16 protein-coding genes are annotated in these 26,742 nt (G+C 68.1%); 7 read left to right on the forward strand and 9 right to left on the reverse strand.

The features are described from left to right. Positions 1-50: 50 nt before the first annotated feature. Genes ligA through smc form a run of 3 tightly spaced genes read right to left on the reverse strand, consistent with a single transcriptional unit; the run spans position 51 to position 6,811 of the window. Positions 51-2,156, reverse strand: a complete 2,106-nt coding sequence (gene ligA / locus I6I07_RS00105; RefSeq protein WP_198485221.1) for an NAD-dependent DNA ligase LigA — start codon at positions 2,154-2,156, stop codon at positions 51-53. Further along, positions 2,156-3,232 (reverse strand): cell division protein ZipA C-terminal FtsZ-binding domain-containing protein, encoded by a 1,077-nt coding sequence (locus I6I07_RS00110; RefSeq protein ID WP_198485223.1) that lies wholly within the window; start codon positions 3,230-3,232, stop codon positions 2,156-2,158. Before I6I07_RS00110 ends, ligA begins: the two co-directional genes overlap by 1 nt. Positions 3,233-3,277: 45 nt before the next feature. Next, entirely contained in the window at positions 3,278-6,811 is a 3,534-nt protein-coding gene (gene smc, locus I6I07_RS00115) for a chromosome segregation protein SMC (RefSeq protein ID WP_198485224.1), read from the reverse strand. A gap of 313 nt (positions 6,812-7,124) precedes the next feature. On the opposite strand from smc, the gene lplT reads away from it, so the two are divergent. After that, a complete protein-coding gene (gene lplT / locus I6I07_RS00120; protein WP_198485226.1) occupies positions 7,125-8,444 on the forward strand; it encodes a lysophospholipid transporter LplT in 1,320 nt (439 codons plus the stop codon). Between the two features lie 69 nt (positions 8,445-8,513). Here the strand turns inward: lplT and I6I07_RS00125 are convergent, their stop codons facing one another. Both I6I07_RS00125 and tsaB read right to left on the reverse strand, forming a co-directional pair. Continuing rightward, the gene (locus tag I6I07_RS00125; RefSeq protein WP_198485229.1) at positions 8,514-9,458 is read right to left on the reverse strand and encodes a uracil-DNA glycosylase; all 945 of its coding nucleotides are present in this window, start codon (positions 9,456-9,458) and stop codon (positions 8,514-8,516) included. Continuing rightward, positions 9,455-10,726 (reverse strand): tRNA (adenosine(37)-N6)-threonylcarbamoyltransferase complex dimerization subunit type 1 TsaB, encoded by a 1,272-nt coding sequence (gene tsaB / locus I6I07_RS00130; protein WP_198485231.1) that lies wholly within the window; start codon positions 10,724-10,726, stop codon positions 9,455-9,457. The genes I6I07_RS00125 and tsaB overlap by 4 nt, the downstream gene beginning before the upstream one ends. Before the next feature lie 131 nt (positions 10,727-10,857). Here tsaB and ompR point away from each other — a divergent pair, with 131 nt between their 5' ends. From ompR to I6I07_RS00150, 4 genes are all read left to right on the forward strand, one after another. Beyond that, positions 10,858-11,592 carry a two-component system response regulator OmpR gene (gene ompR, locus I6I07_RS00135; protein WP_003813882.1) on the forward strand — a complete coding sequence of 245 codons (735 nt, stop codon included), beginning with the start codon at positions 10,858-10,860 and terminating at the stop codon, positions 11,590-11,592. Between the two features lie 34 nt (positions 11,593-11,626). Next, the gene (locus I6I07_RS00140) at positions 11,627-13,021 is read left to right on the forward strand and encodes an ATP-binding protein (RefSeq protein ID WP_006389232.1); all 1,395 of its coding nucleotides are present in this window, start codon (positions 11,627-11,629) and stop codon (positions 13,019-13,021) included. 59 nt (positions 13,022-13,080) lie between these two features. Beyond that, the gene (locus I6I07_RS00145; RefSeq protein WP_006389231.1) at positions 13,081-13,629 is read left to right on the forward strand and encodes a peroxiredoxin; all 549 of its coding nucleotides are present in this window, start codon (positions 13,081-13,083) and stop codon (positions 13,627-13,629) included. Positions 13,630-13,703: 74 nt separating this feature from the next. Further along, a complete protein-coding gene (locus I6I07_RS00150) occupies positions 13,704-14,222 on the forward strand; it encodes a carboxymuconolactone decarboxylase family protein (protein ID WP_006393423.1) in 519 nt (172 codons plus the stop codon). An 85-nt stretch (positions 14,223-14,307) separates the two neighbouring features. Here I6I07_RS00150 and I6I07_RS00155 read toward each other — a convergent pair whose 3' ends face one another. The 3 genes from I6I07_RS00155 to ispD all read right to left on the reverse strand — a co-directional run bounded on the left by I6I07_RS00155 (position 14,308) and on the right by ispD (position 17,850). Further along, positions 14,308-16,284: a DUF4344 domain-containing metallopeptidase gene (locus I6I07_RS00155; RefSeq protein WP_198485233.1), complete on the reverse strand. Its 1,977-nt coding sequence runs from the start codon at positions 16,282-16,284 to the stop codon at positions 14,308-14,310. A gap of 400 nt (positions 16,285-16,684) precedes the next feature. After that, a complete protein-coding gene (ispF, locus tag I6I07_RS00160; RefSeq protein ID WP_006393421.1) occupies positions 16,685-17,170 on the reverse strand; it encodes a 2-C-methyl-D-erythritol 2,4-cyclodiphosphate synthase in 486 nt (161 codons plus the stop codon). Then, complete coding sequence (ispD, locus tag I6I07_RS00165; RefSeq protein ID WP_035360061.1) at positions 17,167-17,850, reverse strand: 2-C-methyl-D-erythritol 4-phosphate cytidylyltransferase; 684 nt, start codon at positions 17,848-17,850, stop codon at positions 17,167-17,169. Before ispD ends, ispF begins: the two co-directional genes overlap by 4 nt. 29 nt (positions 17,851-17,879) lie before the next feature. Here ispD and mfd point away from each other — a divergent pair, with 29 nt between their 5' ends. After that, the gene (mfd, locus tag I6I07_RS00170) at positions 17,880-21,362 is read left to right on the forward strand and encodes a transcription-repair coupling factor (protein WP_420094535.1); all 3,483 of its coding nucleotides are present in this window, start codon (positions 17,880-17,882) and stop codon (positions 21,360-21,362) included. Between the two features lie 23 nt (positions 21,363-21,385). After that, positions 21,386-22,243: a phosphoserine phosphatase SerB gene (gene serB / locus I6I07_RS00175; protein WP_198485237.1), complete on the forward strand. Its 858-nt coding sequence runs from the start codon at positions 21,386-21,388 to the stop codon at positions 22,241-22,243. A gap of 110 nt (positions 22,244-22,353) precedes the next feature. Here serB and I6I07_RS00180 read toward each other — a convergent pair whose 3' ends face one another. After that, complete coding sequence (locus tag I6I07_RS00180; protein WP_198487388.1) at positions 22,354-26,676, reverse strand: filamentous hemagglutinin N-terminal domain-containing protein; 4,323 nt, start codon at positions 26,674-26,676, stop codon at positions 22,354-22,356. Between the last annotated feature and the right edge of the window lie 66 nt (positions 26,677-26,742).

Genomic DNA, 26,742 nt, shown 5'->3' on the forward strand with positions numbered 1-26,742 from the left:
GGCCTGTTCGACAGGACCGGGCAACGGGCCGGCGTGCGGCCCCGGCGCGATCAGGACGCGCCCAGCAACGCCTTCAACGCGTCTTCGTCCAGCACCGTGACGCCCAGTTCCTGCGCCTTGGTGAGCTTGCTGCCGGCGTCTTCGCCCGCCACCAGATAGGCGGTCTTCCTGGACACCGAGCCGCTGACCTTGCCGCCCGCGGCCTGGATACGCATGGAGGCTTCCTCGCGCGTCCAGTTGGGCAACGTGCCCGTCAGCACGAACGTCTTGCCGGCCAGCGTGGTGTCCTGCGGCACGGCTTCGGCCACCGGATGCACGCCCTGCGCCTTGAGCTGGTCGATCACGTCGCGGTTGTGCTGCTCGGCGAAGAAGCGGCGGATCGAGCCCGCCACCACCGGCCCCACGTCGGGCACCGAGGACAGCGCGTCCTCGTCGGCGTCCATGATGGCCTCGATGCTGCCGAAATGCCGCGCGACGTCGCGCGCGGTGGTCTCGCCCACGTGGCGGATGCCGAGCGCGAACAGCAGGCGCCCCAGCGCCGGGGCCCGCGCCTTGTCGATGGCCTCGACCAGGTTGTCGGCCGACTTCTGGCCCATGCGATCCAGGCCCACCAGCTCGAGCGGACGCAGGCTGAACAGGTCGGCCAGCGACTTGACGCGGCCGCTGTCGACCAACTGCTCCACCAGCTTCTCGCCCAGGCCCTCGATGTCGAGCGCCTTGCGGCTGGCGGCATGCCACAGCGTCTGCTTGCGCTGCGCGGCGCAGAACAGGCCACCGGTGCAGCGGGCGATGGTTTCGTCTTCCAGGCGCTCGATCGCCGAGCCGCAGACCGGACAGGCCTTGGGCATGACGAACTCGCGCGCGTCGGCGGGGCGCTGATCCAGCACCGCGCCCACCACTTCCGGGATCACGTCGCCGGCGCGGCGCACGATGACCGTGTCGCCGATGCGCACGTCCTTGCGGCGGATCTCGTCCTCGTTGTGCAGGGTGGCGTTGGTGACCGTCACGCCGCCCACGAACACCGGCTTGAGCCGGGCCACCGGGGTGATCGCGCCGGTGCGGCCGACCTGCACCTCGATGTCCAGCAACGTGGTGGTGGCCTCTTCGGCCGGGAATTTGTGCGCCAGGGCGAAGCGCGGCGCGCGCGCCACGAAGCCCAGCAGCTTCTGCGCCGGCAGCGAATCCACCTTGTAGACCACGCCGTCGATGTCGTAGGGCAGTTCGGGGCGCAAGGCGCCGACCTTGGCGTAGAAGGCCATCAGGCCCTCGGCGCCGGTGGCGCGGTGGTTGTGCTTGACGTTGACCGGCAGGCCCAGCGCGGCCAGCCAGTCGAGCATGGCGCCGTGCGATTTCTCGGGGAGGGTCGCGGCGGCGGCGTCGGCCGCGCCGGCCGGGGCCTCGTCGAACAGCCCGCTCTGGGCGCCCGGCAGGCCCTGCACCTCGCCCCAGCCATAGGCGAAAAAGCGCAGCGGCCGCTTGGCGGTGATGCGCGGATCGAGCTGGCGCAGGCTGCCGGCGGCGGCGTTGCGCGGATTGACGAAGACCTTCTCGTCGCGCTTGGCCTGGGCCGCGTTGAGCTTCTCGAAATCGGCGCGGTTCATCAGCACCTCGCCTCGCACCTCCAGCACCTTGGGCGCCGGGCCGGTCAGCTGCAGCGGGATTGCCTTGATCGTGCGGATGTTGGAGGTGACGTCCTCGCCCGTCTGGCCGTCGCCGCGGGTGGCGGCCTGAACCAGCCGCCCGTCCTCGTAGCGCAGGCTGATCGCCAGGCCGTCGAGCTTGAGTTCACAGAAATATTCGGCTTGCTGCGCCGGGCCCAGCAGGCCGGCGCCGCGCAGCGTGTCGGTGACGCGGCGGTCGAACGCCACCACGTCTTCTTCGTCGAAGGCGTTGCCCAGCGACAGCATCGGCACCGCATGGCGCACGCTGCCGAAGGCCGACACCGGCGCCGCCCCCACCCGCTGGGTCGGGGACTCGGGCGTCACCAGTTCGGGATGGGCGGCTTCCAGGTCCTGCAGCTCGCGCATCATCCGGTCGTACTCGGCATCCGAGATCGACGGGTCGTCGTAGACGTAATAGCGAACGTTGTGCTGCTCGATTTCCGCGCGCAAGCGCGCCGCGGTTTCCGCCGCGGGGGTCCCTCCGGCCTTGCTCATTATGCAAACACCCGCTGGGCGCGCTCGCTGCCGGCCGGCAGGCCGGCCTGCTCGAGCTGGCCGAACAGCACCTGCAGGCGTTCGTCGATGACGCTCTCCGAGCCGTCGGCCAGGGGCTTGCCCTGGTCATCGACCAGGTCGGCGCGCAGGCGGGCGGCGAGCTCGCGGCCCACGTCGACCATGCGGCCGAAGGCGCGGCTGTCGGCCGGGCTGCAGGGCACGTCGAGCAACAGGTACAGGCGTTCGATGCCGCCCATGCCGGCGTCGAAGGCGGCGCCATCGGCGCGCGCCAGGGTGAAGCGGGCCACGCCGTTCTCGGCCGGCCAGGCCAGGCGGTTGCCGTCGGCGACGAAGCCGGCGTCGCGCGCGACGCTCAGGACCTCGGCGGCCGGCTGGGCGGCGCCCAGCAGCAGCGTCAGGCCGACCTGGGTATCCAGCGCGGCGCAGGTATCGTCCAGGCGCGCGGCCTGTTCCAGCACGGCCTGCTGGTCGGGGCCTTCGATGGTGGCGTCGAAGCGCTCGGCCATGTCCTGGGCGCGGGCCCAGGCCTGCGACCATTCGATGGCGGTCAGCGGGCCGCTGCGGTTGGCCAGCAGCACGGCCAGCTGCATCGAGGCATACGACTCGCCGGTGTGCACGCGCGCGCGATGGCGGCGCTGGTCGGTCTCGGCGAACACGCGCATGGGCTTGCGGCCCACCTGGCGCACGCTCTGCATGTAGGGCAGCAGGTCGGCGCCGCGCACCGGCTCGGCGAAGTTGATCTCGATGACCACCTCGCAGGCGGGATCGGGTTCCTCGGCGTCATCGGCATCGCTGCCCGGATCGACCGGCTTGGGCTGCTCGGGGTGCGCCTTGGGCGCGTCGCCCATGCCCGGCTCACGGCGTACGGGCGCGCCGCCCGCGGCGGCTGTCGCGCCCGTCGCGGCTCCCGCGCCCAGCAGCGGATCCTGCTCGGACGTGGGGAAATGGCTTTGCATCTTGCGGCGGACGCGGCGGTCCTGCCACCAGTTGAAGCCCAGCACCAGCAGTATCAGCAAGACGCCCAGGGCAATCAGCCCGATCTGCAAATCACTCATGTGTAAATCCCGCGCCATGAAGCCGGCGCCATTCTGAATATTGGTTTATGCCGCTTCGGAGGCCATCATCTGGACGGCCGAATCTATGTCTACCGCAACGATACGCGAAACCCCCTGCTCTTGCATGGTGACGCCGATCAGCTGCTTGGCCATCTGCATCGCGATCTTGTTGTGCGAGATGAACAGGAACTGGGTCTGCTCGCTCATGTTGGCGACCAGGTTGGCGTAGCGCTCGGTATTGGCGTCGTCCAGCGGCGCGTCCACCTCGTCCAGCAGGCAGAACGGTGCGGGGTTCAGCTTGAACAGCGCGAACACCAGCGCGGTGGCGGTCAGCGCCTTTTCGCCGCCCGACAGCAGGTGGATGGTGCTGTTGCGCTTGCCCGGCGGCTGCGCCATGACCTGCACGCCGGCGTCGAGGATTTCCTCGCCGGTCATCGTCAGCTTGGCCTCGCCGCCGCCGAACAGCTTCGGGAACAGCTCGCCAAAGTGGCCGTTGACGACGTTGAAGGTCTCTTGCAGCAGGTCGCGGGTTTCGCGGTCGATCTTGCGGATCGCGTCTTCCAGGGTCTCGATGGCGGTCATCAGATCCTGGTGCTGGTCGTCCAGGAAGCCCTTGCGCTCGCGCGAGGTGTTCAGTTCGTCCAGCGCGGCCAGGTTGACCGAGCCGAGCGACTCGATCTGGCGCGAGATGCGCGTGACTTCCGATTGCAGCCAGTTGGCGCGGCGCCATTCGTCGGGCTGGTTGGCCAGATCCTGGGCCAGGGCCTCGCGGTCGACCTCGCGGGCATTGAGCTGCTCGGTGAATTGTTCTTCGGCCAGGCGCGCGGCCTGTTCCTGCAACTGCAACTCGGTGATGCGGGCGCGGCGCGGCTCGAGCGTGCGCTCCTGTTGCATGCGGTCTTCATCGGCGCCGCGCAGCAGGGCCGCCAGGTTTTCCATCTCCTGGCGGGCGCGCGACAGCGCTTCCTCGCGCTCGGCGCGCAATTCCAGGGCGTCCTGCAGGCCGGCCTGGGAGGCCGAGGCGTCCAGGTCGACCAGGTCGGCCAGCAATTGCTCGAGCTCGACCTCGCCGCGCTGGCTCTGGTCGGCCGCCAGTTGCCGGTTGCGCTGCAGATCGGTGATGCGGACCTGGATACCGCGCTCGGCGAACTCGGCTTCCTGGGCGGCGCGTTCGAGTTCGCGCAGGCGGGTGCGGGCGGCCTCGGCCTGGGCGGCCAGGGTCTCGCCATCCATTTCGGCGTCGGCGAAGCGCGACTGATGCTCGGCCAGTTCCTCGTCGAGCGCCTCGAAGCGGGCTTCGGCCTCTTCGCGGGTGGCGCGCAGGTCTTCCTCGTGCGCCGAGATCTCTTCGAGGTCCTGGCGCAGGCGCGAGGCATGCTGGCCGGACTGCTCGGCCTGCTGCTGCAAGCGCGAATGCTCCAGCTGGATGTCGTGCACCCGGCGGGTGACTTCGGCGACCCGCTGGCGGGCCGGCGCGATGGCCTGGCTGACCTGCTGCCAGGCGACCTCGGCGCGGGCGACGGCGGCGCGGGCCTGGTCGGTGATGAGCTGCTGGGCCTTGATCTCGCGCTGCAGGTTCTCGATTTCCTGCTGGCGCGCCAGCAGGCCGGCCTGCTCGGAATCCGGGGCGTAGAAGCGCACGCTGTGCGCATCCACCAGGTGGCCCGCCTTGACCACGCAGGCGGCGCCGGCCGGCAGCGTGGCGCGGGTAGCCAGCGCCTGGGCCAGGTCGGTGGCGGTGTAGATGCCGCCCAGCCAGTCGTTGAGCAGCGTGCGCAGGTCCGGATCGGTGATGCGCAGCAGGCTGGCCAGCGGCGTCAGCCCGGCCGGGGCCGCCGGCGCGGGGGCCGCGGCCGGCAATTGGTAGAAGGCCAGGCGCGCGGGCGGCGCGTCCTCGGAGAAGGCGCGGGCCCAATCCAGGCTGCGCACCTCGAGGGACGCCATGCGCTCGCGCAGGGCGGCTTCCAGGGCGGTTTCCCAGCCCGGTTCGATATGCAGCTTCTGCCACAGGCGCGACAACCCGGCCAGCTCGTGCTTGGCCAGCCACGGCTCCAGCGCGCCCTGCTTCTGCACGTCTTCCTGCAGCTTCACCAGCGCCGACAGGCGGGCCTCCAGGCGCGCCAGGTTCTGCGCGTCGGTCTGGGCGGCGGCCTGGGCGCGGCTGCGCTCGGCGTCGGCGTCCGGGATCTGGCCTTCGAGGGTGGCCAGCGCTTCCTGGGCCTCCTCGAGCTGGTCTTCGCCGGCGACGCGGTCGCCGGCCAGTTGTTCCAGGCGCACCGGATCGGGGCTATGCAATTCGCGCAGTTCCTGCTGCAGGCGCTCGCGGCGCTGCTCCAGGGTCTGCATCTGGCGGTCGGCGTCGCGCTGGGTCTGCGCCACCAGGGCCAGGTTCTGCTCCACCCGCGCCAGGGACGCGCGCATCTCGTCGCGGCCGGAAGCGGCCTCGCGCACGCGCTGCTCGACCGCCGGCAACGCCGCCTGGGCGTCCTCGGCGGCGGCGCGCGCCTCTTCGGTGCGAGCGGCGCCGGCGGCCAGGTCTTCCTCGGCCTGCGCGATCTGCTCGGTGCAGTGCTCGCGCTGGCTGGCCCATTCGGCGATCTGCTGCTGCAGCTGGTCGCGACGGGCCTGCAGGCGGTTGCGGGAATCCACCACGTGGCGGATTTCGGCCTCCAGACGGCTGACCTGGGCGTTGGCCTCGTACAGGGCGCCCTGGGAGGTGTGGACCGCGTCGCTGGCGGCGTAATGGGCCTGGCGGCGGGATTCCAGCGCGGCCTCGCCGGCCCGCAGGCCGGCGATGGCGGCTTCCAGCTCGTTCTGGGCCTGGGCCATCTCCTGGGTTTTCCTGGCGCGCTCTTCGCGCGCGCCGGTTTCCTTCAGGAACCACAGCGCATGCTGCTTCTTTTCGCCGTCGGCCTGCAGCTCGCGGTAGCGGGTGGCGACCTCGGCCTGGGCCTCGAGCTTTTCCAGCTGGCTGTTCAGTTCGCGCAGGATGTCTTCGACGCGGGTCAGGTTCTCGCGCGTGTCGGACAGGCGGTTTTCGGTCTCGCGGCGGCGCTCTTTGTAGCGCGACACGCCGGCGGCCTCTTCCAGGAACACCCGCAGTTCCTCGGGGCGCGCCTCGATCAGGCGGTTGATCATGCCCTGGCCGATGATGGCGTAGCCACGCGCGCCCAGGCCGGTGCCCAGGAAGATGTCGTGGATGTCGCGGCGGCGGACCTGCTGGTTATTGACGAAGTAGCTGCTGGTGCCGTCGCGGGTCAGCACGCGGCGCACCGCGATCTCGGCGTAGGTGCTCCACTGCCCGGCGGCGCGGCCTTCGCTGTTGTCGAACACCATTTCGACCGACGCGCGGGCGGCCGGCTTGCGGTTGCCCGAGCCGTTGAAGATGACGTCCTGCATGGACTCGCCGCGCAGCTCCGAGGCCTTGGCCTCGCCGAGCACCCAACGCACCGCGTCGATGATGTTCGATTTGCCACAGCCATTGGGACCCACCACGCCCACCAGCTGGCTGGGCACGGGAATCACGGTGGGATCGACGAAGGACTTGAAGCCGGCGAGTTTGAGCTGAGTAAGACGCACAGTACGATGACGACGGGGTGGGTTGAACGAAAGGCGTTAACGGACCTGCCGCACAGATTGCAAACCGGCCCGTGTAGGGCCGGCTTGCGTATGGGTCGTATGATACCGCAGGCAGTCTGTCCCCAAACGTGAGCAAAGGTCAAGCCGGGGACTGCCCGCCCCCTCGGCCGCCAAGAGACTGACCCACCGCAACCCGCGGGCAAACGCTGAATAGCCCTCCCCCTGGCACGGGCTATACTCGCTGACACTTTTTCGCAAGACGCATGATTTTCACGCAGACAGACCGGGCTCAGGTCAAAGTACGGGGACATTCTTGAAACGAGGTTTCTATCTGGTCATGGCCGCGCAGGCCTTCTCGTCATTGGCGGACAACGCGCTATTCATTGCCGCGATCGCCCTGATACAGGAACTGCACGGCCCCGACTGGCTGGCCCCGATCATGAAATGGTCCTTCGCGCTGGCCTACGTGGTGCTGGCGGCCTTCGTCGGCGCCATCGCCGACTCCTACCCCAAGGGCCGCGTGATGTTCTCCACCAACGCCCTGAAGGTGGCCGGCTGTCTGCTGATGTTCTCGTACGCCAGCATCGGCGTGGCGCCTGAATACCAGACCTATCTGGTCTGCGCCGCCTACGCCGTGGTCGGCATCGGCGCCGCCGCCTACTCCCCCGCCAAGTACGGCATCGTCACCGAAATGCTGCCCCCCAGCATGCTGGTCAAGGGCAACAGCTGGATCGAGGGCCTGACCGTCTTCTCCATCATCCTGGGCACGGTGCTCGGCGGCCTGCTGATCTCGACCACCGTCTCCACGGCGCTGCTGCAACATTCCTTCATCGGCAAGCTGGTGCACACCCCGGCCGAGGCGGCCATCCTGGTGATCGCCTTCGTCTACCTGCTGGCGGCGCTGTGCAACCTGCTGATCCCGCACACCCACGTGCGCTATCCGCCGCAGCAGAAGAACCCGATCAAGCTGATGCGTACCTTCCGGGGCTACGTCCGCGTCCTCTGGAAGGACAAGCTGGGCCAGATCTCGCTGGCCGTCACCACCCTGTTCTGGGGCGCCGGCGCCACGTTGCAGCTGATCGTCATCGAATGGGGCCGCAGCCACCTGGGCTACCAGCTCGACAAGGCCTCCATGCTGATGGGCGTGGCCGCCCTGGGCACGGTGGTGGGCTCGATCCTGGCCGGCCGCATTCCGCTGCGCCGCGCGCTGTCGGTGCTGCCGGTGGGCGCGGCCATGGGCCTGGTGGTGCTGCTGATGCCGCTGGTCTATTCGCCCTGGAGCGTCTACCTGCTGCTGTTGCTGACCGGCGGGCTGGCGGGCTTTTTCGTGGTGCCGATGAACGCCCTGCTGCAGCATCGCGGCCACGTGCTGCTGTCGGCGGGCCACTCGATCGCGGTGCAGAACTTCAACGAGCAGCTCAACATCCTGCTGATGGTGGCCGTGTACACGCTGCTGCTGTGGCTGCAGCTGCCCATCAACATCATCATCGTGATCTTCGGCACCGTGGTCGCCGTGCTGATGGTCGTGTTCATGCGCTGGAGCAAGCGCAACCTGGCGGACAATCCCGAGTTGCATGACCAGATCGGCCAGGAAGGCCACGGTCACGCGCTGGACTCGCACACCCCCCGCTGAGTCCGGCGGCCGGGCCGCCCGCGCGGCGGCCCTCGCCCTTTCCCCCGCCCCGGGGGAGCAACGCCCGGCCTATGGCTGCCGGGCCGCCAATTGCAGATCCTGCCAGGCCCGCGCCTTTTCTGCCGGGCTGCGCAGCAGGTAGGCCGGGTGGTAGCTCACCACCACCGGAATCTCGCGCCCCTCGTCCGTTTTCATCTGGTGCACGCGGCCGCGCAGGCTGCCGATGGTGGCATCCGTGCCCAGCAGCGTCTGGGCGGCGAAGCGGCCCAGCACCAGGATGCGCTCGGGCTTGAGCAGCGCGATCTGGCGCATCAGGTAGGGACTGCAGGCGGCGATTTCCTCGGGCTTGGGATTGCGGTTGCCCGGCGGACGGCACTTGATCACATTGGCGATGAAGACGTCGCGCTCGCGGCTCATGCCGACGGCCGACAGCATGGCGTCCAGCAATTGCCCGGAGCGGCCGACGAAAGGCTGGCCCTGCCGGTCTTCCTGCTCGCCCGGGGCCTCGCCCACCACCAGCCAGCGCGTGGGCTGGCCGCCGTGGCCGAACACCGCGTGGCGCCGGCCGTTGCACAGGCCGCAGGCGGTGCAGGCCAGCACCTGCTCGCGCAGTTCATCCAGATTGGCGTTCCTGACCCTTTCGGCGACCGGAATGACCGCCGGGGCGGCCTCCTCGGCCTCGACCTTGGGCGCCGGCTTGGGCGGCGGACCATTGCGCAGGCCCGGCGCCGGGCTTGCCGCACGGGTGGCGGACGCCTGTGCCGGGCTCTGCGCCGCCGCAGGCGGCGGCGCGGCGATCGCATCGCGCGCCGGCGCGGGCGCCACGGCCACGCCGGCCTGTTCGGCCGCCGGGGAATCCGTTTTGGAAACAACGACTTGCGGCGCGGGCGCAGCCACCGGCTGCGGCGCCGGCCGCAGCCACAGGCGTTCCATGCCGAGCTCGCGCAGCCACAGGCGCTGCAGCGGATTGACGCGGGGCGCGGACGAGGCCGGCACGGTATTGGGCGCCGTCATGCCGACGCTCCCGCAGGGGCCGTGGCGACAGCCGCGTCCAGGCGCTTCTGCATCACCAGCGCATCCTCGCGCCCGCCCTTCTCGGCCGGGTAATAGCCGCGCCGCAGACCGATCTGCAGGTAGCCGCGGGCCTTGTAGAACTCGACGGCCGACACATTGGACGGACGCACTTCCAGCAGCACGCCCTCGAGGCCACGCTCGCGCGCCTGCTGCTCGCACCAGTCGAGCAGCACGCTGCCCAGCCCCTGCCGATGCAGGTCGCGGGCCACGGCGATCACCAGCAGGTGGGCCACGTCGGGCGCGAACATCAGGATGCAGAAGCCCGCCACCCGGCCCTCGCGCCGCAGCGTCCAGGCGCCATAGCCGGCCGCCAGCGCGTCGGTGAAATTGCCGCGGGTCCAGGGGAAGGCCTGGACGTTGGCCTCCAGGGCCACGACCTCGTCCAGGTCCGCGTCGGTCAGCGGTTGCGGGCAGACCGGCGCCAGCGTCGACTGCGCCTTGGGGTTGCCGCCCTCGCCGCGCAGGCGTTCGGCGGTGGTGAAGGCGACCTTGTCGCGCACGTACAGCGGCGCGGCCAGCTCCGGCGGCACGGTTTCGCCGCGCTGCCAGGCCTGGCTCGCCAGGCGCGCCACGCTGGCGGCCTCGGGCCGCCGCGCCTCGGCGGCGCGGCGCCAGCCGGCGGGAATCGTCATTTCGGCGGCATAGGCGTCCCAGGCGTCACCCGCCAGCAGCGCCTGCAGCGGCCTCCCGGCGGCGCGCGACCAGGCCGGCAGGTGGTGCGCCGTCCAGGGGGCCACCTCGGCGGCCGCGATCAGCAGCGGCGCCTGCAGCGTGTCCCAGGCGGGCTCGCCCGTCGGGCCGGCGCCCTGGCGGTAGACCGCCAGATAGACTTCGTTCATGCGGGCGTCCAGCGCCACCACGATGGCATCGTCCGGCCCGCCGCCCGCCTGGGCGGCCACGGCCTGGTGCGAGACCACCGGCAACACCGGGATGCCCAGGCCCATGGCCATGCCCTGGGCCACGCCGCAGGCCACGCGCAGCCCGGTGAAGCCGCCCGGCCCCTGGCCGAACGCCACCGCCTGCAGGGCGGCGGGCGCCAGGCCGGCCTCGGCCAGCAGTTCGTTGGCCATCGGCAAGAGGCGTTCCGCGTGCTCCTGGGCGCCCTCGTGTTCGCGGACGGCGACCTCCAGCCGCCCCTCGGAGACGCGCAAAAGGGCCACGCCGCAACGCGACGAAGAGGTTTCCAGAGCCAGCAGGTTTAGTTCCATAGATGCAGATTGTACGAAATACCGGGGGATTCCCCCCGTATGTAAGGGGGATTTCAACCATGGTTCGCAATGTGTAATATCTTGTGAACGCCCACTAGCCGCTGGTTCTTGTCACTGTTACATTTCCGGCCATGAACACGCAAAACACCACCCCCACCCGAAAAATCCTCGTCGTTGACGATGATCCGCGCTTGCGCGATTTGCTGCGTCGGTATCTGTCCGAGCAGGGATTCAACGTTTTCGTTGCCGAAGACGCCAAAGAGATGGGCAAACTCTGGCAACGCGAGCACTTCGACCTGCTCGTGCTGGATCTGATGCTGCCCGGCGAAGATGGCCTGTCCATCTGCCGCCGGCTGCGCGGTGGCCACGACAATACCCCCATCATCATGCTGACGGCCAAGGCGGAAGAAATCGACCGCATCGTCGGCCTCGAGATGGGCGCGGACGACTACCTGTCCAAACCGTTCAATCCCCGTGAGCTGCTGGCCCGGATCAACGCGATCCTGCGCCGCCGCGGCACCGAGGAACATCCCGGCGCCCCCAGCCAGGAAAACGAATCCATCGCCTTCGGCCCCTACGTGCTGAACCTGTCGACCCGCACGCTCACGCGCAACGGCGAACAGGTGCCCATCACGACCGGCGAATTCTCGGTGCTCAAGGTGTTTGCCCGCCACCCGAAGATTCCGCTGTCGCGCGACAAGCTCATGGAGCTGGCCCGCGGCCGCGAATACGAAGCCTTCGACCGCAGCCTCGACGTGCAGATCTCGCGCCTGCGCAAGCTGATCGAGCCGAATCCGTCCAAGCCCGTATTCATCCAGACCGTCTGGGGTCTCGGATACGTGTTTGTGCCGGACGGTGGTAGTTGATCGACACGCCCGCCCCGGGCAGGAGCGCAGCCTCGTGCCCCGCTTGCGCAAAACCTTCAGGAACCTGACTTCACGTCTGCGGCTCGGCTTGTTCGGCCGCACGTTCCTGCTGCTGGCCGCTCTGATGCTGGTCAGTCTTGGGGCGTGGCTACAAGTCTTCTTCAGCATGGAGCTGGGACCGCGCGCCAATCAGATGGCGCAGCGGGTGATCACGGCCGTCAATATCACGCGCACCGCGCTGATCTATTCCCATAACGGCGAACGCAGCAAGCTCCTGCTCGACCTGGCCACCAATGAAGGCATCCAGGTCTACCCGCGCGAGGTCACCGACTTCGCCGAGGCCCTTCCCGACGACGATTACTGGCAGCGCGTGGCGCAGCATATCCGCACGCGCTTCGGCCCGGAAACCCAGATCGCCTGGGGCGTGAACCAGGTGCCCGGGTTCTGGGTCAGCTTCCAGATCGAAAAGGATCTTTACTGGCTGGTGTTCGAGCGCGAGCAGATCGGGTTGACCGGCGGCATCGAATGGCTGGGATGGGGCGCCACGGCGCTACTGCTGTCCCTTGTGGGCGCGGCGGTCAGCGTCGGCTTCGTCAACCGGCCGCTGTCGCGGCTGGCGCGCGCGGCCCAGGTGCTGTCGCGCGGCGAGACTCCCGCGCCCCTGCCCGAGCAGGGCCCGCTGGAAATCCGCGACCTGAATGCATCCTTCAACCGCATGGCCAAGGATCTGCGGCAGGCCGAGGCCGACCGCGAGCTGATGCTGGCGGGCATTTCCCACGACCTGCGAACGCCGCTGGCGCGCATGCGCCTGGAAATCGAGCTGAGCGGCGTATCGGAAGACGCGCGCCAGGCCATCGACGAGGACCTCGGCCAGATCGACCACAGCATCGGCCAGCTGATGGAGTACGCCCGCCCCGCCGGCACCCTGCCGCAACTGGCCACCGACATTTCCGCCGTGCTGGCCGAACTGTACGAACGCGAGCGCAGCCACACCTCGTCGCTGGGCGGCGAGCTGGACGCCACGCTCGAACCCGGCCTGCGCGCCCGCATCACCGCGCTGGACCTCAAACGCATCGTCAGCAACCTGATCGAGAACGCGCGCCGCTACGGCCGCTCGACCGACGGCATGGCCCATCTGGTCATGACACTGCAAGCTGAGGGCGGCATGATCGTGATCGAGGTGTCCGACCGCGGTCCCGGCATCGCCCCCGAGGACGTCGACCGCCTGTTGCGTCCCTTCTCGCGCGGCGAGGCCGCCCGCACCGGCGTCAGCGGCGCCGGCCTGGGCCTGGCGATCGTCGAGCGCCTGCTCAAGCACGTCGGCGGCGCCCTGCGCATGCTGCCGCGCGAGGGCGGCGGACTGACCGCCCGCATAGAGTTGCCCAAAGCGAAGTTTAGGAATTATCAATTAGACAACGATAATCCATAGCGTAGAATTTATGGTTTGAGGCACCGCCTTAATTCCACCAACAACTACTGGGAGTAAACATGAAAACTGTTGGCGACAAACTCGAGCCCTTCAAGGTTACCGGCGTCAAGCCCGGCTTCAACCAGCACGAAGAAAACGGCGTCTCGGCGTTCGAAGACATCACCGAGAGCTCGTTCCCCGGCAAGTGGAAGGTGATCTACTTCTACCCGAAGGACTTCACGTTCGTGTGCCCGACCGAAATCGTCGGCTTCAACAAGCTGGCCAAGGATTTCGAAGACCGCGACGCCGTCCTGCTGGGTGGCTCGAGCGACAACGAATTCGTCAAGCTGGCCTGGCGCCGTGAGCACCCGGACCTGAACAAGCTGGGTCACTACCAGTTCGGCGACACCACCGGCGCCCTGATCGACCAGCTGGGCGTGCGTGAAAAGGGTGCTGGCGTTGCCCTGCGCGCCACCTTCATCGTCGATCCGGACAACACGATCCAGCACGTTTCGGTGAACAACCTGAACGTCGGCCGTAACCCGGAAGAAGTCCTGCGTCTGCTCGACGGTCTGCAGACCGACGAGCTGTGCCCGTGCAACCGTACGGTTGGCGGCGCCACGCTGTAATTTCCAGCCCGGCCGGGGACCTGTCCGCAGGTTCTTCGCCGGGCTTTAACTGCGCTAGATTATAGGTAAAAACTATGGAATTTCTGACGACCATTAAGGAACAGCTGCCGGATTGGGCCAAGGACATCCGCCTGAATCTGGACGCCGTGATCGCCCGCTCGACCCTCGCCCCGGAAGACGCCATCGGCGCCGCCCTGTCGGCCGCCTACGCCGCGCGCAGCCCGGTGCTGGTCGAAGCCTTCAAGAGCGGCCTGTCGGAAGCCGACGCCAATGCCGCGCTGACCGCCTCGGCGCTCATGGGCATGAACAACACCTGGTATCCGTACGTCGAGATGACCGGCGACGCCCAGCTCAAGAGCCTGCCGGCCCAGCTGCGCATGAACGCCTACGCCACCCACGGCGGCGTCGACAAGAAGCGCTTCGAGCTGTTCGCGCTGGTGGCCTCCATCATCGGCAAGTGCCACTTCTGCGTCGCCTCGCACTACGAGAACCTGAAGAAGGACGGCCTGTCGACGGAACAGCTGCGCGACGCCGGCCGCATCGCCTCGGTCGTCAACGCCGCCGCCCTGGCGCTGACCGCGCAGGGCAAGTAAGCCCCGGCTGACGGCGCCAGAAAAAAAACCGCCTGTGCGAACAGGCGGGTTTTTTGTTGGGCGCGTCGCGGCGGGCTTGCGGCGCCTACTTGTCCTGGGCGGACTTGACCTTCACCATCGGCAGGCCATTGGCGACCCAGGCCTCGATGCCGCCGCGGTACCAGTAGGCCGGCCAGCCCAGCGTGCCGGCGCGCAGCGCGGCGTTGTAGGACGAGCGGTCGTTCATGCTGGCGCCCACGAACACCAGGGGAACGTTGTGTTCCTCTGCGGTGCCCGTCTTCTTGTGCAGCCAGCCGTCGAAGGCGTTCTGCATCTGGTCCGCGACACTGCCGTCCGAGCCCGCGTCGGCCAGCGGGAAGGCATCGGGCAGCGTCTCGTTCGAGCCGCTGGTGTCGATCACCAGCAGGTTCTTCTCGTTCTTGTACAGGGCCACCAGGTCGCGCGTCGTGACGATCTTGGCGCGCGGATGGTTGTTCGGCGTCGGCCCCTTGTAGGGCGACGAGAACAGCAAGGTGGTCGGCGGCACGCCGAGGTCGCGCAGTTCGTCGAAGCCACCGCTGGGCGCGGCGCCGCCGGCAGGTTGCTGGCGCGGCTGTTGCTGCGGTTGCTGCGGTTGCTGCTGCTGTTGCGGCGCGGCCCCGCCACCCTGCTTGGGTTCGCCGCCGACCGTGCCCATCTCGATGTCCGACACCATCACCGCGATGTTCTCGATCAGCTCGTAGCACATGGTGATCGTGCCTTCGCGCGGGCTGTACCAGGCGTTGAGCTTGCCGCAGTCCTTGAACACCACGTTGACCGGCCGCGGCAGGACGTAGGTCTTGCCCAGTTCCTTGATGTTGTTGCCGATCGGCTGGGACAGGTTGTTGGCGAACATGTTGCCGATACGGCGCGACGAGGGCTCGAACACCACGTTGACCGGCGCGCCGGGCGCGTTGGCCGGCTGCTCGCCATCCGGCGTCCAGGCGCCGACGCGGGTGTGGGGCGCCAGGATCCTGCGCCAGGCGCGGTTCTGCTTGGCGTATTCATCCGCGCAACGCGCCTTGGTACGGTCCTCGAAGCCAACCTGTTGCACCAGGGATTCGAACACGCCCGGGTTGCCGCCGTACATGATGCACAGCATGTTGCGAAAGCGCTTCAGGTCGCCGGTGTGCTCGTCCTGCCAGGGCGAGTTGCCCGCGCCCTTGGCCTCGGCCAGCTTGCCGCTGTAGTACCACTGCAGCGCGGCGTAGGTCGCGCCGCCATTGACCATGGCGTTGGCTTCCTTGTCCTTGGACGGGTACATGGTCGGTTCGACGATCTGCAGCGCCGAATAGATGTCGACCGCGTCTTCCTCGGCGCCGGTCGACGGCAGTTCCAGCTCGCCGATCAAGGCGTGGCCGAACTCATGCAGGAAGATGCTGCGCATGATGCCGACGTAGACCGACACCATCCGCACCGTATCCCCGCCGAACCGCGGCAGCGGCCCGGAACCCTGCACGCCGCTATTCTCGCCGGATTGGGGCGCCTGCTGGGGCGCGCGCGGTGGCTGCTGGGGCGCGCCGCCTTGTTGCGGCGCGGCGCCGCCGGCCGGCTTGTTGGAATTCAGGTTCGAATTGATGGTGAAGTCGGCGATCCCGAAGGTGCCGACGTCATAAGCCATGATGCCGAGTTCGGAACCCAGCGCCGGTTCGTCCTCGATGTCGCCGATCTTCTGGCCATTGACGATGAAACGGGCCGCGCCCGGCACTTCGACGACCTTGATGCGGTCCGAGCCGTCCAGCTTGGCCACGTTCGGCACGCTGGCGATATCGCGGCGCTTGTCGCCGTTCAGACAGAACAGGATGGTCTGCTTGGCGGCCGTGAGTTCGAGCAGGCACAGGGCCTTGCGGGCGCGGTTGTTCAGCACCAGGCCGATCGAGGCCTTCGGGTTGGTCGAGTTCAGGACCACGTTGACGTCGGTGATGCGGCCATTTTCCGGCGCCTGACCCACGTTGAGATAGAGCGTCTGTTCGCTGCCGGACGTCGCCCGGTTGCGCAGGGTGAACCAGCCATCCTCGACACCCGCGGTCCAGCCCTGCAGCATCTGGGATCGGACAGCCCCGGAAAGCGGGCCGAGCTGCTGCTCGAATTCTGCATGTGCAGGCGAACCAAAGGCGACCAGGGCCAAAAACAAGGCAGCGCCACGTACATGCATTTCCAGTGTCCCTATTATTCAGACGTTAAGTAGCGGCAGAGTATTCCAGTTCAAATGCACCCGCAAGACGAAAGCACGGCGTGTTCCGGGCGCGGGCGGCCGAAATCGCGGGCAATCCCCGTCAAACCGCAGCAGCGACGCGGCTCGCGCCTTTTCTTGCGTTTTGTTAATTTATTATGGACATGTATCCGCACGGATATCCGTGCGAATAAAACAACGCATGCACGCAAAAAAATGGCGCGAGGACTCCCGCGCCACGCAGGCAAAACGCCGGTCGGCCCGGCGGCCGTCAGGCCCGCGCCAGCAGCGCCACCACGGTTGCCGCGATGCCTTCCTTGCGGCCCAGGTAACCCAGGCCTTCGTTGGTCTTGGCCTTGATGTTGACCTCGGTTTCGGCCAGCCCGGTGTCGGCCGCGATGTTCCTGACCATGGCCGGCGCGTGCGGGCCGATCTTGGGCGCCTGCGCATGCAGGGTCGCGTCGATGTTCACCGGCGTCCAGCCGGCCTGGCGCACCCGCGCCATGGCCTCCCGCAATAGCACGCGGCTGTCCGCGCCCTTGAAGGCCGGGTCGGTATCGGGGAAATGGCGGCCGATGTCGCCCAGGCCGGCGGCGCCCAGCAAGGCGTCGGTGATCGCGTGCAGCAGCACGTCGGCATCGGAATGGCCGAGCAGGCCGTGGCTGTGGGGAATGGTCACGCCGCCGATGATCAGCGGCCGGCCCTCGACCAGCGCATGCACGTCAAAACCCTGTCCGACGCGGAAAGGAATACTCATAGCCATTTTTCCATCAGTTCGAAATCGTCCGGCCAGGTCACTTTGAAATTGCGCATCGCGCCGGGCACCAGCAGCGGCGCGTAGCCCGCGGCCTCGATCGCCGAGGCCTCGTCGGTCACCGCCACGCCGTTTACCGCGGCGGCCGTCAGCGCGTCGCGCAGGGCGCCGGCGCGAAACATCTGCGGCGTCTGCGCCAGCCACAGGCCGTTGCGGTCGAGCGTGCGCTCGACCCGCTCGTCGCCGCCCTTGACGGTGTCGGCCACCGGCAGCGCCAGCAGGCCGCCGACCGGGTCCGCCAGGCAGGCGTCGATCAGGCGCGCCAGCGCCGCGGCCGGCAGGCCGGGGCGGGCCGCGTCGTGCACCAGCACCCAGGTATCGTCCGGCACGCCGCTATCGGCCAGCGCGCCCGCCACGGTATCGGCGCGGGTGGCGCCGCCGCAGGCGCGCCAGACGGTGCGCGGCAGGCCGGCCACGGCCTGGTCGACCCAGCCGTCGCCCGGCGTCACCGCCACCCGCACCTGCGACACGCGGTCGTCGGCGAGCAAGGCGGCCACCGCGTGGCGCAGCATGGGCTGTCCGGCCAACGGACGGTATTGTTTCGGCACGCTCTCGGCGCCGGGGCGGCTGGCACGGGCGCCGACGCCGGCGGCGGGAACGATTGCGATGATTGAGTCAGACATGGTTCGGTGATTTTATAATCTTCCGCTTGATGCCTGCTCCCAGCCTGATGCCCGCCCTCACCTCCTCCTCCACGGCAGCGCCGCCCGTCCCCGCGACCGCCCCCACTCTTGCCGCGCTCAAAGCCGGCGCGCGCTATGCGCAGCCTCGCCCGCCGGGCTCCGGCGACGCCTGGCTGCTGGCCGACCTGGCCCGGCAGGCCGCGGCCCCCCTGGTGGTGCTGACCGCCGAGACGCTGGAAGCCCAGCGCCTGGCCGAGGAAATCGCGCTGTTCGCGCCCGGCCTGCGCGTGCGCCAGCTGCCCGACTGGGAAACGCTGCCGTACGACGCCTTCTCGCCGCACCAGGACCTGATCTCCGAGCGCCTGCACACCCTGCATTCGCTGATGATGAAGACGGTGGACGTGCTGACGGTGCCGGTCACCACGGCGCTGTACCGGCTGGCGCCGCCCTCCTTCCTGGCGGCCTATACCTTCTCATTCAAGCAGAAGGACAAGCTCAACGAGGCGGCGCTGCGCGCGCAGCTGACGCTGGCCAACTACAACCACGTCACCCAGGTCACCGCGCCCGGCGAGTTCTGTCTGCGCGGCGGCCTGATCGATCTGTTCCCGATGGGATCGGCGCTGCCCTACCGGCTGGACCTGTTCGACGACGAGATCGAGACCATCCGCAGCTTCGATGTCGACACCCAGCGCAGCCTGTATCCGGTGCGCGAGGTGCAGTTACTGCCGGGCCGCGAATTCCCCATGGACGAGGACTCGCGCAACCGCTTCCGCGCGCGCTTCCGCGAGATCTTCGAAGGCGACCCGTCGCGCGCCCTGCCCTACAAGGACATCGGCAACGGCATCCCCTTCGCCGGGGTCGAATACTACCTGCCGCTGTTCTTCGACGAGACCGCGACGCTGTTCGACTACCTGACCGAGGGCACCATCACCGTCACCGTCGGCGACATCGACGACGCCATGATGCGCTTCAGCCAGGACACCGGCAGCCGCTACGGCTTCCTCAAGAGCGACCGCGAGCGCCCGGTGCTGCCGCCGTCCGCGCTGTTCCTGGACGAACAGGCGCTGTACGCCCGCCTGAAGGATTTTCGCCGCCTGGCGCTGGCCGCCGGCCAGCCGCACCCCGACTTCCGCGCCGCGCCCGACGTCAGCGTGGCGCGCCGCGCCGAGGACCCGATCGCCAAGCTGCGCACGCATGTCGGCAAGCCGCAAGGCCGCGTGCTGCTGTGCGCCGACTCGGCCGGCCGCCGCGAGACGCTGGTGCAGATGCTCAACGAGTTCGGCGTCACCCCCGACGCGCAGCCGGACAGCATCGAGGCCTTCCTGGCCTCCGACGCCCACTTCGGCATCGTCGCCGCGCCGCTGGCCACCGGCTTCGAGCTGCCGCAGGCCAACCTGGCGTTCCTGACCGAGAACGACCTCTATCCGGGGCTGACCAGCACCGGCCGGCGCGGCAAGCGCGACCAGGAACGCGCCAGCAACGTCGAAGCGATGGTGCGCGACCTGTCCGAACTGCGCGCCGGCGACCCGGTGGTCCATGCGCAGCACGGCATCGGCCGCTATCACGGCCTGGTCAACATGGACATGGGCGAAGGCGAGATGGAGTTCCTGCATCTCGAATACGCCAACGGCAGCACGCTGTATGTGCCGGTGTCGCAGCTGCACGTGATCGCCCGCTACAGCGGCGCCGATCCGGAAGCCGCGCCGCTGCACCAGCTCGGTTCGGGCCAGTGGGACAAGGCGCGCCGCAAGGCCGCCAGGCAGGTGCGCGACACCGCCGCCGAGCTGCTGGCGCTGTACGCCCAGCGCGCCGCGCGCGAGGGCTTCGCCTTCAACCTGCCGCTCAACGACTACCAGGCCTTCGCCGAAGGCTTCGGCTTCGAGGAAACCGCCGACCAGGCGGCCGCCATCGAGGCCGTGCTGGCCGACATGACCTCGGGTCGGCCGATGGACCGCCTGGTGTGCGGCGACGTCGGCTTCGGCAAGACCGAGGTGGCGCTGCGCGCCGCGTTCCTGGCGGTGGCCAACGGCAAGCAGGTCGCCCTGCTCTGCCCCACCACGCTGCTGGCCGAACAGCATGCGCAGACCTTCTCCGACCGCTTCGCCGACTGGCCGGTGCGGGTGGTGGAGCTGTCGCGCTTCCGCTCGGCCAAGGAAGTGTCCGCCGCCATCGAGGGCATCAACGACGGCCGCGTCGACATCGTCATCGGCACCCACAAGATCCTGTCCAAGGACGTGAAGTTCAAGCGCCTGGGGCTGGTCATCATCGACGAGGAACACCGCTTCGGCGTGCGCCAGAAGGAAGCGCTCAAGGCGCTGCGCGCCGAGGTCGACGTGCTGACCCTGACGGCCACGCCGATCCCGCGCACGCTAGGCATGTCGCTGGAAGGCATCCGCGATTTCTCGGTCATCGCCACCGCGCCGCAGAAGCGCCTGGCGATCAAGACCTTCGTGCGGCGCGAGGACGGCAGCACGCTGCGCGAGGCGCTGCTGCGCGAGCTCAAGCGCGGCGGCCAGTGCTACTTCCTGCACAACGAGGTCGAGACCATCCACAACCGCCGCGCCCGCCTCGAAGAGCTGGTGCCCGAGGCCCGCATCGCGGTGGCCCACGGCCAGATGCCCGAGCGCGAGCTGGAACAGGTGATGAAGGGCTTCTACCAGCAGCGCTACAACGTGCTGCTGTGCACCACCATCATCGAGACCGGTATCGACGTGCCCAGCGCCAACACCATCGTGATCCACCGCGCCGACCGCTTCGGCCTGGCGCAGCTGCACCAGCTGCGCGGCCGCGTCGGCCGTTCGCACCACCAGGCCTACGCCTACCTGCTGACGCCGGGCGAAGACGCCATCACCAGCAACGCCAAGAAGCGGCTGGAGGCGATCCAGGCCATGGAGGAACTGGGCTCGGGCTTCTACCTGGCCATGCACGACCTGGAAATCCGCGGCACCGGCGAGGTGCTGGGCGACTCGCAGTCCGGCAACATCCAGGAAGTGGGCTTCTCGATGTACAACGAGATGCTGAACGAAGCGGTGCGCGCCCTGCGCGCCGGCGAAGAGCCGGACCTGGACGCGCCCTTCAACCTGGCCTGCGAGGTCAACCTGCATGCGCCCGCGCTGCTGCCGTCCGACTACTGCGCCGACGTGCACGCGCGCCTGAGCGTCTACAAGCGCCTGGCCCACGCCGCCGATGAAGACGACCTGATCCAGATCCAGGAAGAGCTGATCGACCGCTTCGGCAAGCTGCCCGAAGCCGCGCAGACGCTGCTGACCACGCACCGCCTGCGCCTGGCCGCGCAACCGCTGGGCATCGTCAAGATCGACGCCAGCGAAACCCAGGCACTGCTGCAGTTCGGCCCCAAGACCAGCGTCGATCCGGCGAAAATCATCGAGCTGGTGCAGCGACAACGCCACATCAAACTCGCCGGACAGGATAAATTGCGGGTTGAGATCAAGGCCGCGCAGATCCCGGCCCGCGCCGATGCCGTGCGCGCCGTGCTGCGCGCCTTGAAGTAACCCGCCCCGACCTTCGCATTTTTATGACTATCCATCACCTCGTCGTCCAATCCCCCGGCCTGACGGTCGAACACGCCGAACAGATCGCCGCCCTGGCGCAAGCGCAAGGCGTGGCCCGCATCAGCGCCACGGCCGCCCGCCTGCTCGACGTGCAGCACGACGACGCCACCCGCGCCGACGTGGTGGCGTGGGCCGAGCGCCATGGCATCGACACCGCCTTCGTGCCGGCCGGCCTGAAGCTGGCGCAATGCAAGGTGCTGGCGATGGACATGGACTCGACGCTCATCAACATCGAGTGCATCGACGAGATCGCCGGCGTGGCGGGCGTCAAGGACAAGGTCTCGGAGATCACCGAGGCCGCCATGCGCGGCGAGATCAAGGACTTCTCCGAAAGCCTGCGCCGCCGCGTGGCGCTGCTCAAGGACGTACCGGCCGAAGCGCTGGAGCAGGTCTACACAGAGAAGCTGCGCCTGAACCCGGGCGCCGAGCGCCTCATCACCACCGCCCAGGCGGCCGGCATCAAGGTGCTGCTGGTGTCGGGTGGCTTCACCTTCTTCACCGACCGCCTGCGCGAGCGCCTGCGGCTGGACAGCGCCCACGCCAATACGCTGGAGATCGACAACGGCGTGCTGACGGGCCGCGTGCTCGGCGACATCCTGGACGCCGACGCCAAGGCCGTCTACCTGCGCGAGTTCGCTCGCACCCACGGCGCCACCAAGGAACAGATCATCGCCATGGGCGACGGCGCCAACGACCTGAAGATGCTGGGCGCCGCGGGCTTCCCGGTGGCCTACCACGCCAAGCCGCTGGTGCGGCAGCAGACCCGCTACGCGCTGAACGTGTCGGGCCTGGACGGCGTGCTGAACTGGTTCGAGAGCTGATCGCGCCGCACTCGCCCCAAAAAAAAGCCACCGTCGAGGTGGCTTTTGAAAGCGCCCGCCGACCCGGCGCATGGCGGGTTGGCGGACCGTAGTCAGTCCGTCGGTTGACGCTATTCGGAAGGCCTCGAGGCGTCCAGCTTCAACGACCCGCACTCTTCGCCGGCGCACACGCTGACATTCACCTCCTGAGTGGCCACTTGATAGTGGCTGGCGGGTGCCGCCGGTTCGCCATTGACATGGAAGCCACTCTGCGGCGCCTGGGCCTGGGCCGACGTCTGCGCATTCGCGCTGCTCTGCCCCTTCGTGACCACGAGCGCGCTTCTGACCTCCTGCACCTCCGCGGCCGTCAACTGCGGGAAGGGGCCGGGCAATTCACCGACGGCTGGAACCTCGGGATTCTTGCCGTCGCCCTCGTCCGGGGCCGGGTCCACACCAGGCTCCCCGTCGACGGCACCCGAGTCGGCGCCGGCGTCCGGGTTCTTACCGGCTTCGCCAGTCCCCTTGTCGCTGTCGGCGCCGGGGTCCTTGTCCGTGTCGACGGCACCCGAGTCGCCGCCGGTCTCGGGGACCTTGTCAGCTTCGCCCGTGCCCTTGTCACCCTCGGAGCCTGAGTCCTGGTCGGTGTCGCCGGGAACCGTGCCACCGTCAACGCCCGGATTCTTGTCGGCTTCGCCAGCGCCCTTGTCGCTGTCGGTGCCGGGGTCCTTGTCCGTGTCGACGGCACCCGAGTCGCCGCCGGCCTCGGGGGCCTTGTCAGCTTCGCCCGTGCCCTTGTCACCCTCGGAGCCTGAGTCCTGGTCGGTGTCGCCGGGAACCGTGCCACCGTCAACGCCCGGATTCTTGTCGGCTTCGCCAGTCCCCTTGTCGCTGTCGGCGCCGGGGTCCTTGTCCGTGTCGACGGCACCCGAGTCGCCGCCGGTCTCGGGGACCTTGTCAGCTTCGCCCGTGCCCTTGTCACCCTCGGAGCCTGAGTCCTGGTCGGTGTCGCCGGGAACCGTGCCACCGTCAACGCCCGGATTCTTGTCGGCTTCGCCAGCGCCCTTGTCGCTGTCGGTGCCGGGGTCCTTGTCCGTGTCGACGGCACCCGAGTCGCCGCCGGCCTCGGGGGCCTTGTCAGCTTCGCCCGTGCCCTTGTCACCTTCGGAGCCTGAGTCCTGGTCGGTGTCGCCGGGAACCGTGCCACCGTCAACGCCCGGATTCTTGTCGGCTTCGCCAATGCCCTTGTCTCCCTCGGTGACCGGGCCCTTGCCGGTTTCGTCAGTACCCGAGCCATCTACAACGCCCGGCTTCTCGACCGTGCCGCCGGTACCCGTTTGCGCCTCCGCGGGCGGCGTATTGCTGGCATCGACGTTGTCCTTGCCACCCTCGGTGACCGAACCCTTGCCGGTTTCGTCAGTACCCGAGCCATCTACAACGCCCGGTTTCTCGACCGTTTCGCCAGTATCCGTTTGCGCCTCCGCGGGCGGCGTATTGCTGACATCGACGTTGTCCTTGCCACCCTCGGTGACCGAACCCTTGCCGGTTTCGTCAGTACCCGAGCCATCTACAACGCCCGGTTTCTCGACCGTTTCGCCAGTATCCGTTTGCGTTTCCGCGGGCGGCGTATTGCTGGCATCGACGTTGTCCTTGCCACCCTCGGTGACCGAACCCTTGCCGGTTTCGTCAGTACCCGAGCCATCTACAACGCCCGGCTTCTCGACCGTGCCGCCAGTACCCGTTTGCGCCTCCGCGGGCGGCGTATTGCTGACATCGACGTTGTCCTTGCCACCCTCGGTGACCGAACCCTTGCCGGTTTCGTCAGTACCCGAGCCGTCTACAACGCCCGGTTTCTCGACCGTGCCGCCAGTACCCGTTTGCGCCTCCGCGGGCGGCGTATTGCTGGCATCGACGTTGTCCTTACCTGCCTCGGTGACCGAGTCATTGCTGGGTGCCGGGTCCTTCGCCGGTTCCGGCTGCGTGCCCGACGCCAACACGACGTTGCTCGATTCGCCCAGGCTTCCCTGGAGCGTGTTGCCCGCCAGCGCCCCCTCCCCCGTCGCAACGAGACCGGTCACTTCAAGCTTCGCGGCAGAAAGCGTGTTGCCGGACAACGTCACCCCATCGCCTTTCAGCGTCATAACGTCGCTATCCGAGGAAACACTCGCCTTGGTGAGCTGGAGTCCGTCGCCATTGCCCAAGGCGCCTTTACTCAGCCCTGCAAGCGTCACGCCACTAGCGCTCTCGACTCGAATGACGTTTGGATTCTCCGGCGTTCCCTCTTTCACGTTCATCACCAACTGGCCCTTGTTGGCCTGGATGACGACCCCTTTCTTGCCATTGATGACGATGGTTCCACCACCGCTGGTGGAGTCGACGTCAACGGCGGAAAATCGGATATTCCCCGAATCGGCCGTGATGTTCACCGCCCCCCCAGCCTTGATCTCCGAAACGATGCCGAATCCCGCAGTGAGCGCCATGGGCCCTTTCACCGTCAGGTCGCCAGCGGCGGTCAGGCCATAGTAATTTCCACTGATACCGCCCAAGGTGTCCAGGGTGATATTGCCGGCGGTGATCGTGCCATTGTTGGTGAACGCCAGGGACGTCTTGCCGCTGTCGGTATTGGCCGGGCCGACATGGAAATCACCGCCATTCAGGGCGAAGCGAACATACCGCCCGATGGTCACGTTTCCGTCCTGCCCACCATTGCCCGTCAACAGGCTGAGATTGAGCGCACCTGCTGTTGCCTGGATTGCAAACTCGCCTACCGAGTCGGGATCCACCCAGTCCTGCCGATTCTCGAACGCGATATCCTTGTCCGCCTTCAGCGTCAGGGTCGCCGCGCCATCTGCAGTTTTCTTTACCTGCGCGTCGCCCTTGAAGGTGATGGTCCCCGATTGATCGCCATTGGCATGCGTGTCCACGGTCACGCTGGTCCCGGCATTCAATTGCTCGGTGATTTTCGTCGCGCTGACTTGTGCCCCCGAGGCGGCCGGGCTGAATACCTGGCCCGATGTGTCGTCTTGCATGACGGCCGTATCGGTGCCGACATCGCCCTTGACGATCTCGACGTCCAGCGGATCCAGCAGCCAGCCGCCCCCCAGGCCGGCGGATGCGGATGCGTCCACATCGCCAAACGCCTGGAGATTGCCGCGCGAGGACGTCTCCACCTGCCCGCCGTTGCCCGAGCCGGCGCCACCACGCGCCGCGATCGCGCCCTGGAAGTTGGTGTAGTCCTCCGACCACAGCACGGCGGTGCCGCCATTGCCGCTTTGCGTCGCGGAAACATCGATGGTGGAGGCCTTGTCCATCACCACCTTCGAGGCGTTGCGGATCTTGCCGTCCTTGCCTTGCCAGCCCCCGCCGACATACACCTGGCCGCCCCCGGTCTTGCCGGTGGCGGAGGTCTTGCCGGCTGCCGCGAGGTGGATGTTGCGGCCTTCCAGCGTGACCTTGCCGCCCTGCCCCGCCGCGCTGTCGGCCAGCAAGCGGCCCGACTGGCTCACCACGCCACTGTCGCCGCCGTCCAGCACGATCTCGCCGCCGCGGCTTTCCAGTCCTGTCGCCTCGACCGTGCCGCTGTTGTTCACCACCGTGTTCAGCAACATGTCGCGGCCACGCGCGGTCAGGTACACCGAGCCATTGGTGGCTGCGATCAGGCCGGTGTTTTCCACCAGCGCGTTCACGACGCTACCACTGACCGACACCGATACCAGCCCGGCGTTGTCCAGCTGCAGGGAGACCTTGTCCGCCGCCGCCAGCACGGTCTTGCCCGCCGGCGTGGTGATGGTGCCGCTGTTCTTGACCTGGCCGCCGGCCAGCACGATGTAGCCGCCCGGCGCGGCCACCAGGTTGCCCTGGTTGACGACCTGGGCGTCGGCGCTGCCGCCGCTCAGGTCGTAGCGGCCCGCCATGAAGTCGGCGGTGCTGAGATTCTTGGTGGAGGCCAGCAGGCCCGCCACGTTCACCTGTGCGTCCTTGCCGAACAGGACGCCGTTCGGGTTCAGGATAATCACCTTGCCGTTGGCCTGCAGGCTTCCCAGGATCTGCGAGCCGCTGGCCCCCATCACCCGGTTCAACGCCACCGCGTTGCTGTCAGGCTGGACGAAGCGCACGGTGTTTTGCGCGCCAACGTCGAAACTCTGCCATTGGGTGACCAGCTTCTGCGTCTGCTGCTGGATGGTCATCTGGTTGCCGGACGTGCTGATGCCGCCCTGGCCGGCAACGATCTGGCCACCGACCGGCAGGTCCGGGTTGGCCAGCGCCAGTCCGGGCAGTGTGACCAGGGTGAGTGCGGCCAACAGCGGACGCAGCGACAGCACGCTCGCGCCGCCGGAGCCCGCGCGCGAAGCCGAGCGGCCGGTGCTTTTCTGCTTGCCGGCCCCGGTGGTCAGCTCGCTCACCGCGACCAACTGGTTGCGGCGCCGGTCAAATTTCAGTCGATAGATCTTGTTCATGATTCATGCTCTTTGGAGATGCGGACACGCAAGCACGGCAGCCCGGATGGGCGCCATGCGCCTGGC

The organism is Achromobacter deleyi (genome assembly GCF_016127315.1).
Classification (GTDB): Bacteria; Pseudomonadota; Gammaproteobacteria; order Burkholderiales; family Burkholderiaceae_B; genus Achromobacter; species Achromobacter insuavis_A.